The organism is Pantoea folii (assembly GCF_056678875.1).
The window spans coordinates 92,005-103,914 of record NZ_JBWXON010000005.1; the positions used below are offsets into that span (position 1 = coordinate 92,005).

General features: G+C 54.9%; 11 protein-coding genes. 5 read left to right on the forward strand and 6 right to left on the reverse strand.

The genetic code is table 11. The features are described 5' to 3' along the window. Positions 1–102 precede the first annotated feature (102 nt). Positions 103–312, reverse strand: coding sequence for a hypothetical protein (locus tag AC1MDE_RS08225; protein WP_034822057.1), 210 nt, complete (start codon positions 310–312; stop codon positions 103–105). A 397-nt stretch (positions 313–709) separates the two neighbouring features. Between AC1MDE_RS08225 and lolC the strand changes: the two genes are divergently transcribed. The 5 genes from lolC to pepT all read left to right on the forward strand — a co-directional run bounded on the left by lolC (position 710) and on the right by pepT (position 6,176). Further along, the gene (gene lolC / locus AC1MDE_RS08230) at positions 710–1,909 is read left to right on the forward strand and encodes a lipoprotein-releasing ABC transporter permease subunit LolC (protein ID WP_479398300.1); all 1,200 of its coding nucleotides are present in this window, start codon (positions 710–712) and stop codon (positions 1,907–1,909) included. Further along, entirely contained in the window at positions 1,902–2,603 is a 702-nt protein-coding gene (gene lolD / locus AC1MDE_RS08235; RefSeq protein ID WP_034822051.1) for a lipoprotein-releasing ABC transporter ATP-binding protein LolD, read from the forward strand. The genes lolC and lolD overlap by 8 nt, the downstream gene beginning before the upstream one ends. Next, positions 2,603–3,847, forward strand: coding sequence for a lipoprotein-releasing ABC transporter permease subunit LolE (lolE, locus tag AC1MDE_RS08240; RefSeq protein WP_479400997.1), 1,245 nt, complete (start codon positions 2,603–2,605; stop codon positions 3,845–3,847). The genes lolD and lolE overlap by 1 nt, the downstream gene beginning before the upstream one ends. 149 nt (positions 3,848–3,996) lie before the next feature. After that, a complete protein-coding gene (gene cobB, locus AC1MDE_RS08245; protein ID WP_034822045.1) occupies positions 3,997–4,830 on the forward strand; it encodes a Sir2 family NAD+-dependent deacetylase in 834 nt (277 codons plus the stop codon). 119 nt (positions 4,831–4,949) lie between these two features. Continuing rightward, positions 4,950–6,176, forward strand: coding sequence for a peptidase T (gene pepT / locus AC1MDE_RS08250; RefSeq protein WP_045813882.1), 1,227 nt, complete (start codon positions 4,950–4,952; stop codon positions 6,174–6,176). 132 nt (positions 6,177–6,308) lie between these two features. On the opposite strand, the gene AC1MDE_RS08255 is transcribed toward pepT, so the two are convergent. The 5 genes from AC1MDE_RS08255 to hflD form a co-directional block, all read right to left on the reverse strand. Then, on the reverse strand, positions 6,309–7,430 hold the full coding sequence (locus AC1MDE_RS08255) for a ribosomal protein uL16 3-hydroxylase (RefSeq protein WP_034822040.1): 1,122 nt from the start codon (positions 7,428–7,430) through the stop codon (positions 6,309–6,311). Positions 7,431–7,487: 57 nt separating this feature from the next. After that, positions 7,488–8,948, reverse strand: coding sequence for a two-component system sensor histidine kinase PhoQ (gene phoQ, locus AC1MDE_RS08260; protein WP_058962308.1), 1,461 nt, complete (start codon positions 8,946–8,948; stop codon positions 7,488–7,490). Between the two features lie 3 nt (positions 8,949–8,951). Next, entirely contained in the window at positions 8,952–9,620 is a 669-nt protein-coding gene (gene phoP / locus AC1MDE_RS08265) for a two-component system response regulator PhoP (protein ID WP_034822036.1), read from the reverse strand. A gap of 224 nt (positions 9,621–9,844) precedes the next feature. Further along, positions 9,845–11,215 carry an adenylosuccinate lyase gene (gene purB, locus AC1MDE_RS08270; protein ID WP_480344466.1) on the reverse strand — a complete coding sequence of 457 codons (1,371 nt, stop codon included), beginning with the start codon at positions 11,213–11,215 and terminating at the stop codon, positions 9,845–9,847. 44 nt (positions 11,216–11,259) lie between these two features. Next, positions 11,260–11,901, reverse strand: a complete 642-nt coding sequence (hflD, locus tag AC1MDE_RS08275; protein ID WP_200571356.1) for a high frequency lysogenization protein HflD — start codon at positions 11,899–11,901, stop codon at positions 11,260–11,262. Between the last annotated feature and the right edge of the window lie 9 nt (positions 11,902–11,910).

An 11,910-nucleotide genomic window follows, 5' to 3' on the forward strand; every position in this document is an offset into this window, starting at 1 on the left:
TCATTCCATAATCCGCCCCCAGGATCATCTGTCGCGGTGCTATTTCTCATCGCCCTTCGTACTTCGCGCTGTGGCCGCGTTAGCTGCGTCTGCGAACCCCGTTCACTTACTTGATTGCTGTGTGTAGTGCATGCGCGGACGATCGACGTTAGCCCAGGACAGCTCTTTTTCCAGATGATAGCTGTGATTGCCGTCGTCCCACTTCACGTAATAGCCGGTTGCCGCATCTCCCTGTTCAAAGACGTTGACGATCTCGCCTCTGATTTCTCCCGATTTGTGTTTCACGATACTGCCCTTCGGAAATCTGAACATGGGTATACTCCTTTTCGCCCGGCATCTTTCGCACCGTGGCGGCGTTGGCTGCGCCTACTAACCCCAGGCACTTACTGATGTAAGCTCCTGGGGATTAGCAGGCTTGCCGCCTTGCCACAGCACGAAATCTTTGGGCTGACTGCGGTGCTGATTAAACGGGCATACTGCGGTGCCGGCTGGACATAAATTTGTGCTACATGGAGAAGTCTACCGTAGGGTATGCCTAATAAACGCACAATAAGTATCATTATTTTGTCGCAATTTTATGCATTGACGCAGATTGCGACGTATTTGGATGCAACTTTGCCACAGACTCAGAGGGTTAGAGGTTTCATAAACAGGGCTGCTCCTTTATCATCCCACTACTTATTTTCAGGCAACTGCCAAGACGGATCTCATGTATCAACCAGTCGCGTTATTCATCGGTTTGCGCTACATGCGTGGACGTGCCTCAGACCGCTTCGGTCGCTTCGTCTCCTGGCTTTCGACCATCGGTATCACGCTGGGCGTGCTGGCGCTGGTCACCGTACTGTCGGTGATGAACGGCTTCGAGCGTGAGCTGGAGGGCAATATCCTCGGCCTGATGCCGCAAGCGTTGGTCACCAGCGACAAAGGCAGCATCAATCCACAACAGGTGACGGCGGAGAGCCTCAAACTGCAGGGCGTCACGCGTGTGGCCCCGCTGACGACCGCTGATGTGGTGCTGCAAAGCGCGCGCAATGTCTCAGTGGGCGTGATGCTGGGCATCAACCCGGACGAACAAGATCCGCTCACCCCTTATCTTGTGAACACGCAACAGAACGTGCTGCAACCGGGCCAATACAATGTGATTCTCGGCGAACAGTTGGCGTCTCAGTTGGGCGTTAAACGTGGCGACCAGCTGCGTCTGATGGTGCCGACGGTGAGCCAGTTTACGCCGGTGGGCCGCTTGCCGAGCCAGCGTATCTTCACCGTCGCAGGCACTTATGCCGCCAACAGCGAAGTCGATGCCTATCAGATTCTGGTGAATCAGCAGGATGCCTCCCGCGTGATGCGCTATCCACTGGGGAATATCACCGGCTGGCGTCTGTGGCTGGAGAAACCGTTGAATGTGGATGCTTTCAGCGAACAGAAATTGCCGGATGGCCTGACGCTGAAAGACTGGCGCGAGCGCAAAGGCGATCTGTTCCAGGCGGTACGCATGGAAAAAAACATGATGGGGCTGCTGCTGAGTCTGATCATCGCGGTAGCGGCGTTTAACATCATTACTTCACTCGGCCTGCTGATCATGGAAAAGCAGGGTGAAGTGGCGATTCTGCAAACACAGGGCTTAACCCGCCGACAGATCGTCGCGGTGTTTATGGTGCAGGGCGCCAGTGCTGGCATTATCGGTACCTTGCTCGGTACGCTGCTCGGCGTGCTGCTCGCCAGCCAGCTGAATAATTTGATGCCAGTGATTGGCCTGTTCCTGGATGGCGCGGCATTGCCGGTCGATATCAACGTCTGGCAGGTGGTCACGATTGCGCTGGTCTCGATGATCGTTGCGCTGCTCTCAACCCTTTATCCGTCATGGCGCGCTGCCGCCGTTCAACCCGCTGAGGCTTTACGTTATGAGTAATACCCCTTTGTTGCAGTGTCGTGACCTGTGCAAACGCTATCAGGAAGGCAGCGTGCAGACCGATGTGCTGCGCAATGTGGCTTTTAGCCTGCAGCCAGGCGAACTGACGGCCATCGTTGGTAGCTCCGGCTCGGGTAAAAGTACCTTACTGCATCTGCTCGGCGGCCTCGATGCGCCCACTTCGGGTGACGTGGTGTTCGACGGCAAATCACTGAATGCGATGTCCTCTGCTGCCAAAGCCGAGCTGCGTAACCGCGAGCTGGGCTTTATCTACCAGTTTCACCATCTATTGCCAGACTTCACGGCACTGGAGAACGTGGCGATGCCATTGCTGATTGGCAAAACCGCAAAAGCGGAGGCCGCCTCGCGCGCGCTGGAAATGCTGGCAGCGGTCGGGCTGGAAAAACGCGCTGCGCATCGTCCTTCTGAGCTGTCGGGCGGTGAGCGTCAGCGTGTCGCAATCGCGCGTGCGCTGGTGAACCGTCCGCGCCTGGTGATGGCGGATGAACCGACCGGTAACCTGGACGCGCGTAATGCCGATGCGATTTTCAAACTGCTGGGCGAGCTGAATCAGCAGCAGGGCACCGCATTTCTGGTGGTGACGCACGATCTGAATCTGGCTAAACGTCTGAATCGCCAGATGGAGATGCGCGACGGTCAGCTGAGCGAGCATCTGACGCTGGGAGCCATCTGATGGGTTCGTCATTATCCCTGCTGCTTGGCCTGCGCTTCAGTCGCGGTCGGCGGCGTGGTGGCATGGTCTCACTGATCTCCATCATCTCGACCATCGGCATCGCCCTGGGTGTTGCCGTGTTGATTATTGGCCTGAGCGCGATGAACGGTTTTGAACGCGAGCTGAACAAACGCATTCTGGCCGTGGTACCGCACGGTGAAATCGAACCGGTGAATCAGCCTTTCCGCAACTGGCAGCCGATGATCGCACCGATTGAAAAGGTGCCCGGCATTGCAGCAGCGGCGCCCTACGTTAACTTCACCGGCTTGATTGAGAGCGGCGCGAAGATGCAGGCGCTGCAAGTAAAAGGTGTCGATCCACAACAGGAATCACGCCTGAGCGCTTTACCGAGCTTTGTCGATGGCGATGCGTGGCAGCAATTCGGCGCGAATAAACAGCAGATCATCCTTGGTGGCGGCATTGCGAAATCGCTTAACGTGAAGCAGGGCGATTGGATCACCATCATGATCCCGAATAACGACGGTGAAAATAAGCTGCTGCAGCCGAAGCGTATTCGGCTGCAGGTGTCGGGCATTCTGCAACTCAGTGGGATGCTGGATCACAGTCTGGCGCTGGTACCCTTGGCGGATGCACAGAAATATCTCGATATGGGTGACAGCGTCAGTGGCATTGCGCTGAAGATGAGCGATCCGTTCCAGGCACAAAAACTGGTTCGCGATGCCGGTGAAGTGACGCACTCTTATGTCTACATTAAAAGCTGGATTGGCACTTACGGTTACATGTACCGCGATATCCAGATGATACGCGCGATTATGTATCTGGCGATGGTGCTGGTGATTGGCGTGGCCTGTTTCAATATCGTCTCCACATTAGTGATGGCGGTGAAAGACAAGAGCAGTGATATTGCGGTGCTGCGCACGCTGGGTGCTAAAGATGGACTGATCCGCGCCATTTTTATCTGGTATGGCTTGCTGGCCGGATTGCTCGGCAGCATCAGCGGCGTGGTGGTGGGCGTGCTGGTGGCGCTCAACCTGACGCCGATCGTGCGTGGGCTGGAGCACCTTACCGGTCATCAGTTGCTGGCGGGGGATATCTACTTTATTGATTTCCTGCCATCGGAGTTGCACTGGATTGATGTGATTTCGGTGCTGGTGACCGCCATCCTGCTCAGCCTGATTGCCAGCTGGTATCCGGCGCGGCGTGCCAGTCGAATCGATCCGGCTCGCGTACTGAGCGGACAGTAATGATAAAAAACGCAGCCGCCTTCGCGGCTGCGCACATTTTCAGCGTCTGTGGCATGCAGCCGTCATGCGCAGCCGCTATTATCGGGAACCATTATCCCGAGCCAAACACCCGACATGCGGTGACAACCACCGCAGCATAAGGAGCTTTTATGCGCATACCGCGCCGCCGCCTACGACTCGCCCGCGACAAGAAAAATCGCCGCAAAGTGCATCAGCGCTTTCGCCAGCGCATCTTTGAACGCGATCGCAAAGCTGAACTGGCTGCGCACCCGCAACCGCGCGTCGTGGTACTGACCGGCGCTGGCATCTCCGCCGAGTCAGGCATTCAAACCTTCCGTGCTGCCGACGGATTATGGGAAGAGCATCGGGTTGAAGATGTCGCCACGCCAGAAGGTTTTCATCGTAATCCCGATCTGGTGCAGGGTTTCTATAATGCGCGCCGCCGTCAGTTGCAACAGCCGGAGATTCAGCCAAATGCCGCGCACAAAGCGTTGGCCGAACTGGAACAGGTGCTGGGCGACAACTTCCTGTTGGTGACGCAGAACATTGATAATCTCCATGAGCGGGCAGGCAGTCAGCGCGTGTTGCATATGCACGGTGAATTGCTAAAAGTGCGCTGTGAAAGCAGTGGCCAGGTGCTGGATTGGACGGAAGATGTTAAGCCGGACGATCGTTGCACCTGCTGCCAGTTCCCGGCCCGACTCCGTCCGCATGTGGTGTGGTTTGGAGAAATGCCGCTCGGCATGGAAGAGATTTATCAGGCGATAGAGAAAGCCAATCTGTTTATCGCCATTGGCACCTCCGGGCATGTCTATCCCGCCGCCGGTTTTGTGCATGAAGCAAAACTGCAGGGTGCGCATACCGTTGAGCTTAATCTGGAGCCGAGTCAGGTGGGCAATGAGTTCGCGGAAAGCCAGTACGGCTTGGCCAGTGAGGTGGTACCGGATTTTGTGCATACCTTTCTACGCGGGCTGTATAAGTAAGACGATATCTGGTTAAGCACTTTGCGCTGAGAACGCTAACCTGAAGGATAATGATTTGACGCAACATGGCGCGCCTCACGCGCCATGATAATAACGCAGGTTCTTTAGAGGGATGACAAATGGATCAATTACTTGAGCGTTTTCTCAGTTATGTGGCCGTAGAAACTCAGTCAAAACCGCAGGCGCGTCAGGTGCCCAGCAGTGAAGGGCAGTGGACGCTGGCGCGTCAGTTACAGGAAGAGCTGATTGCACTGGGATTTGTTGATGTGTCCCTGAGCGATCACTGCTGCGTGATGGGCACTTTGCCCGCCAACGTTGACTGGCCGACCCCGGTGATCGGCTTTATCTCGCATATGGATACGTCACCGGATTTCACCGCTAAAAACGTCAATCCGCAGATTATCGAAAACTACCGTGGCGGCGATATTGCGCTGGGCAATGGCGATGAAATCCTCTCGCCGGTGATGTTCCCGATCCTGCACAAGCTGATTGGCCATACGCTGATCACCACCGATGGCAAAACTTTGCTGGGCGCAGATGATAAAGCGGGAATCGCTGAAATCATGACGGCGATGGCGCGTCTGGTGAAAGAGGATATTCCGCACGGTGCGATTCGTGTGGCGTTTACCCCAGATGAAGAGATTGGTCGCGGCACCTCTCATTTCGACGTTGAAGGTTTTGCTGCGGACTGGGCGTATACCATTGATGGCAGCGACCTCGGCGAATTTGAATTTGAAAACTTCAATGCGGCTACCGCGATGGTGAAAATCACCGGCAATAACGTGCACCCCGGCAGTGCGAAAAACGTCATGGTGAATGCACTGGATCTGGCAATGCGTTTCCACGCGGAGCTACCCGCCAAAGAAAAACCTCAGTTCACCGACGGTTATGAAGGCTTTTTCCATCTGCATACCATCAAAGGCACGGTTGAGCATGCCGAGTTAATGTATTTGATTCGTGATTTCGACGCCGACAGTTATGAACAGCGTAAACAGCTGCTGGAAGAGATTGCTGCGCGCGTTGGGAAGGGGCTGCAGGCTGAATGCTCAGTGAAAGTAGAGATTAGCGACAGCTACCGCAATATGCGTGAGAAAGTTGAGCCACATCCGCAGATTATTGAGCTGGCGCTGCAGGCCATTCGTGATTGCGGTATCGAGCCAGTGGTGAAGCCGATTCGCGGTGGCACCGACGGTTCTGCGCTATCGTGGAAAGGTTTGCCGTGTCCGAACCTGTTCACCGGCGGCTATAACTACCACGGTAAACACGAGTTCGCGTCATTAAATGTGATGTCGCAGGCGGTGGATGTGATTGTGCGCTTGTCTGCGCTGGCAGCAGAGAAGAAATAATATGAAAAAGGCCTGCTAAGCAGGCCTTTTATCAACATCTTACGTGGCGGCGCAGTCAACAGCGTCTCTGTCGCGGCAAACATCTGTGGTAAATCGCGCCGTGATAAAGAGGCGCGATTTTAGCGCAACAGATTACTCACCAAAGAACCAGTAGCCGCTGTTCACCAGCGCTGCAAGCTGTGCCAGCAGCGACGGATCGTCCAGCGCATCGCCGAAATCTTCCAGCGTTAACACCTGATTGTGTGCCAGTGCCGCCAGCACTTCCGGGTGGCTGCACGCCACGCGCTCGCCATTCACAAACACCGCATCGCCCAGCGTTAACACGCGCAGGCCACCAAGACGTGTCAGCGCATCGCCTTGCTGCAGCGCATCGTAAATCTCATCAGGCTGATACGGCGGCTCAGGAGGTGCGATATCCAGTTCGTGACGTGTCTGTGAGATAAACTCACCAAACCACTGATTAAACTGTTCTGGCTGATTAATGACATCCAGCATCACCTGACGAATTCCTTCCACTTCAGAAGGCAAAATCTGTGACGGGCAATCACGCGACGGCACATCCGGATCGCTGAAACGATAGCTGCCTAATTCGTGCGCCAGCATGTAATCAGCGAAGCCACTGATCAATTCACGACCGTTAGGTGCACGGAAGCCGACCGAATAGTTGATGGCATTTTCCAGCGAATAGCCTTCATGCGGGAATCCTGGTGGAATGTACAGAATGTCGCCGGGTTCCATCTCTTCATCGATGATGGCGTCAAACGGCTCAACCTGCAGCAAATCGGGATGCGGGCAGTGCTGTTTCATCGGCACTTTTTCGCCTACGCGCCAGCGACGACGGCCGGTGCCCTGAATGATAAACACATCATACTGGTCGAAGTGCGGGCCTACGCCGCCGCCCGGAACGGCAAAAGAGATCATCAGATCGTCAATGCGCCAGTCAGGCAGGAAGCGGAACGGGCGCATCAGGGCAGCAGAAGGTTCATGCCAGTGATTTACCGCCTGCACCAGCAGCGACCAGTTGCTCTCGCCGAGATGATCATAGCTTTCAAACGGACCATGGCTAACCTGCCATTTGCCGTTGTTATGGCTCACCAGGCGGCTGTCCACCTCGTTTTCCATCGCCAGACCCGCCAGCTCATCAGGAGAAATGGGATCAATGAAGTTTTTAAAACCACGCTTGAGCACCACCGGACGTTTTTGCCAGTAGCGCTGAATAAAGTCGGGCCAGTTAATATCGAGCTGATAGTCCATACGAGTGTTCCGGTTAGGGCCATGAATGCAGGCAAGTATAACAGCCCGCAGGCCTTTCTACTCGCGGTGATGTTCAACTTCCTGACGCTGGAAAATCACTTCCATGCGGGCACCGCCTAGTGGGCTGGTGCTGGCGATCACCTTACCGGCGTATTGTTCGAGGATGTCGCGGACCACGGCTAAGCCAAGGCCCTGGCCGGGACGTAACGTATCGGCACGCTGACCGCGCACGAAGATCAGATCGCGTTTGCTTTCAGGAATGCCGGGGCCGTCATCATCAATAAACAGATGCAGTGCCTTATCGGTTTGTCGTGCGCTGACCTCAATAAATTCCAGGCAGTATTTGCAGGCGTTATCCAGCACATTGCCCAGCACTTCCATAAAGTCATTTTGGTCGCCGATAAAGGTCAACTCGGGGGAGATATCCAGGGTGATTTCGACCCCTTTGCGCTGATAAACCTTATTCAGCGCCGAGCAAAGGCTATCCAGTAGTGCCGACACCGAATGCAGATCGCGCTGCAGCGGATTATGATCGGCCTGCATACTGGCTCGATGCAGGTAGTAGCCAATTTGTTGTGAAATACGGCTAATCTGCTCCAGCATCACCGGCTCGGCCTGCTCCACGGTTAGCTCCTTGCCGCTGCGCAGGGAGCGCAAGGTACTCTGCAACACCGCCAGCGGGGTTTTCAGGCTGTGCGTTAAATCAGACAGGGTGGTGCGATAACGCGTGTAGCGCTGGCGCTCATTGGTCAGCAGCAGGTTGAGATTTCGCACCAGGCTGCGCAACTCCTGCGGTGGATTGTCATCCAGATTCTCGCGATGACCCGTTTCCAGTTCACGCACCTGCGCGGTTAAATCACCAATAGGGCGCAGGCTCCAGTGCGCGGCCAGCCACAGCAGCGGAATCACTAACAGCAGGTTTGCTGCCAGCACATAGCTAAACCATGACCACACCACATCCGAGTGCTGCAGTTCCTGAGGGATGGAATCCACCACGACGATGGTCAGTGCCGGTAAGTTGGTGGTGGCATCGTAACGGTTGACGGCGACCGAGTGGGTAAAGGTGTCGTTGTTGTCGCTGTCCAGTTGATGTAACCGCTCTTTGACCTCGGAGTTGTTGCCGATGGCGGCCAGACTGGTGCGATTTGTGGTGTCGATTTCATAAAAATCGGGCTTGAGCAGCCACTCACGCCGAATGTTTTTGCGGATGTCAGGCACATCACGCTGCTGCCACAGCAACTTGCCGTGTTCATCGTAGATGAACACCAGCGTCGGGAAATTGAGCGTCATCCGCTCTGGCTGGGCAATGGTCAGCTTATTGTTTTGCCATTGCGCCAGGGTGAAGAACAGGTTGCTCTCGCCGCGCATCACGCGATAGGTGTTTTTATCGAAACTCACCACATAGCCGACTACGGCTACCATGCCGTAGGAGAGCGACAGAAACAGGACAATAGCGGCAGTCGCCAGTAAAAACCGGGCGCGTAATGAGAAAGGACGTAAGCGATTCAGCCAATTCATAAATCAGAGATCAAAGCGATAGCCCTGGCCGCGCACGGTGTTAATCACTTCGGTCGGATGGAGCGCAAGAATCTTTTTACGCAGGCGTCCCATCAAAACATCAATGGTGTGGCTCTCGCGCAGTTCGGCATCGGGATAGAGTTGCAGCATCAGCGAATCTTTGCTGACCACTTTTCCGGCGTTGCGGATCAAGGTTTCTACAATGGTGTACTCAAAGGCGGTGAGTTTGACCGGTGCATCATTGACGGTGACTTCGCGACGTGACAGATCAACCTGGAACGGCGGCATCGCAATGATCTGCGAAGCGTGTCCACTGTTGCGACGCATCAGCGCCTGCAAACGTGCAGCGACTTCTTCGATATGGAAAGGTTTGGTGACGTAGTCATCGGCACCGGCTTCAAGTGCTTCCACTTTAGCCTGCCAGCCTTCACGTGCCGTCAACACCAGAATCGGTTGACGCACAGCATCGCCGCGCCAGCGACGAATCAACGACATGCCATCTTCATCAGGCAAGCCTAAATCGACCAGCGCAATGTCGGGAATGTGTTCCTGCAGGAAATAGTCGGCTTCTTTGGCATCTTCGGCAGCATCCACCTGATGACCCATTTCACGTAACTGCACGGCGAGATGATGACGCAGCAGTGCATTATCTTCCACAACCAGAACACGCATAGAATTTCCTTACCTTCAAACTAAGTGATGATGGCAAGAGTATATGTTAAGCGAGCTAAACAAGAGAACAACACTTGATTGTCATCGTTTGAACGACAGCAGCAAAAAGCGGCGAGCATTCATTTCGGACACAGGCAACAAGGGATTGATGCACTTGCCGATTTGCTGGTGCTCGACTGCCTGAGGGAAAGGGTAGGGTGTGCGCGCAGGCACACCCTTAATGATTATTTTAAATCATCAACCATCTGAATGGCGCGGCCGAGATAGTTGGCCGGTGTCATCTGCTTCAGACGCACTTTCTCTTCTTCCGGCAGTTCGAGACTGTCGATGAAGGCCTGCATACCGGCTGCATCTACACGTTTGCCACGCGTCAGCTCTTTCAGTTTTTCGTATGGCTTCTCGATACCGTAGCGGCGCATTACGGTCTGGATCGGCTCGGCCAGCACTTCCCAGTTGTGATCCAGTTCGTCCAGCAGACGATCGCGGTTCACTTCCAGTTTAGAGATACCTTTCAACGTCGCCTGATAAGCGATCAGCGCATAGCCCACGCCGACGCCGAGGTTACGCAGTACGGTAGAGTCGGTGAGATCGCGCTGCCAGCGGGAAACCGGCAGTTTGCTCGCCAGGTGCTGCATCACCGCATTCGCCAGACCGAGGTTGCCTTCTGAGTTTTCAAAGTCAATTGGGTTCACTTTATGCGGCATGGTGGAAGAACCAATTTCGCCCGCGATGGTTTTCTGCTTGAAGTGATTGAGAGCTACGTAACCCCAGATATCACGGTCAAAGTCGATCAGGATGGTGTTGAAACGCGCGATGCAATCAAACAGTTCTGCGATGTAGTCATGCGGTTCGATCTGCGTGGTGTACGGGTTCCAGGTGACGCCCAGTGAGGTGACAAACTGCTCGCTCAGCTGATGCCAGTCCACTTCCGGATACGCAGCGATGTGGGCGTTATAGTTGCCGACCGCGCCGTTGATTTTGCCCAGCACTTCGATTTTGCTCAACTGACGCAGCTGACGTTCCATACGGTAAGCGACGTTAGCCATCTCTTTACCCATGGTGGATGGCGTAGCAGGCTGGCCGTGAGTACGCGACAGCAGCGGGATATCGCGATACTCCTGCGCCAGACCTTTCACCGCATCGATGATTTTGTTCCAGAAAGGCACGATGACATCACGGCGAGCGGTTTCCAGCATCAGCGCGTGAGAAAGGTTGTTAATATCTTCAGAAGTACAGGCGAAGTGGATGAACTCGGATACCGCATGCAGCGCAGGGATATCGGCCACTTTCTCTTTCAGGAAGTACTCAACCGCTTTAACGTCGTGGTTGGTGGTGCGTTCGATGGTTTTAATGCGCGCCGCGTCTTCTTCGCTGAAACTGGCGACAATGGCATCAAGGAAAGCGTTTGCGTCAGCATCAAATGCAGGAACTTCCTTGATCTCTGCGGTCGTAGCCAGTTTCTGTAACCAGCGAACTTCAACCTCAACGCGGAATTTCAGCAAACCGTATTCGCTGAAAATGGCGCGCAGCGGGCTGACTTTATCGCCATAACGGCCATCGACAGGTGAGACGGCGGTCAGAGAGGATAATTCCATCAGTGCAACTCCTGAATCGTTAACAAATTAGGGCAGGGCGGCGCTTAATACGCCGGGCCCAACCGGGATAAAATGGTTTTGGCTTCACGCAGCAGACGCTGGCGCGAGAACATTAGCTGCAGGCGGCCACCGCCAACCTGCTGCCACAACACAGCGGCACGAATGCCTGCCAGCAAGGTAGCGCGTACTTTGCTTTGTACCTGAGAATTCTGTAATACCTGCGGCGAACCGGTGACCTGAATGCGCGGACCCAGTGGGCTAATGACATCGACATAAATCCCTGCCATGGCACTGGTGATGGTTTCAGATTCCAGCTCGTAATGCGCGAGTTGGCGATCAAGCTGCGCAATACGCTGAGAAAGGGTGTTCAGCGCCGCGTTGTTGCCGTGCAATTTGCGCTCCAGCACCATCATACTCAGGGTGTAACGTGTCAGTTCGGCCCCGGCACCCTGGCGGCTGCCGCTGTTCAACACCGCCATCAGCGATTCCAGGCCGAGATGCAGATTCGCTTCATCATTGCCAAATACCGCCAGCGTTGAGCCGGGGTTCAGATCCAGCAGGCTGCGCAGCGACACGGTTAATGCGGCATTGTTGCAACTGCCCTGATGCGCTAATTGCTGCACCAGATGCGCGGACTGACAAATACCCGCCAGCGCGAGCGTTATCTCATAATAGTTCTTGGCCACGCTTAACTC

Coding starts and splice junctions, on each gene's coding strand:
- AC1MDE_RS08225 (WP_034822057.1), bottom strand. CDS start 312: ATGTTCAGATTTCCGAAGGGCAGTATCGTGAAACACAAATCGGGAGAA.
- lolC (WP_479398300.1), top strand. CDS start 710: ATGTATCAACCAGTCGCGTTATTCATCGGTTTGCGCTACATGCGTGGA.
- lolD (WP_034822051.1), top strand. CDS start 1,902: ATGAGTAATACCCCTTTGTTGCAGTGTCGTGACCTGTGCAAACGCTAT.
- lolE (WP_479400997.1), top strand. CDS start 2,603: ATGGGTTCGTCATTATCCCTGCTGCTTGGCCTGCGCTTCAGTCGCGGT.
- cobB (WP_034822045.1), top strand. CDS start 3,997: ATGCGCATACCGCGCCGCCGCCTACGACTCGCCCGCGACAAGAAAAAT.
- pepT (WP_045813882.1), top strand. CDS start 4,950: ATGGATCAATTACTTGAGCGTTTTCTCAGTTATGTGGCCGTAGAAACT.
- AC1MDE_RS08255 (WP_034822040.1), bottom strand. CDS start 7,430: ATGGACTATCAGCTCGATATTAACTGGCCCGACTTTATTCAGCGCTAC.
- phoQ (WP_058962308.1), bottom strand. CDS start 8,948: ATGAATTGGCTGAATCGCTTACGTCCTTTCTCATTACGCGCCCGGTTT.
- phoP (WP_034822036.1), bottom strand. CDS start 9,620: ATGCGTGTTCTGGTTGTGGAAGATAATGCACTGCTGCGTCATCATCTC.
- purB (WP_480344466.1), bottom strand. CDS start 11,215: ATGGAATTATCCTCTCTGACCGCCGTCTCACCTGTCGATGGCCGTTAT.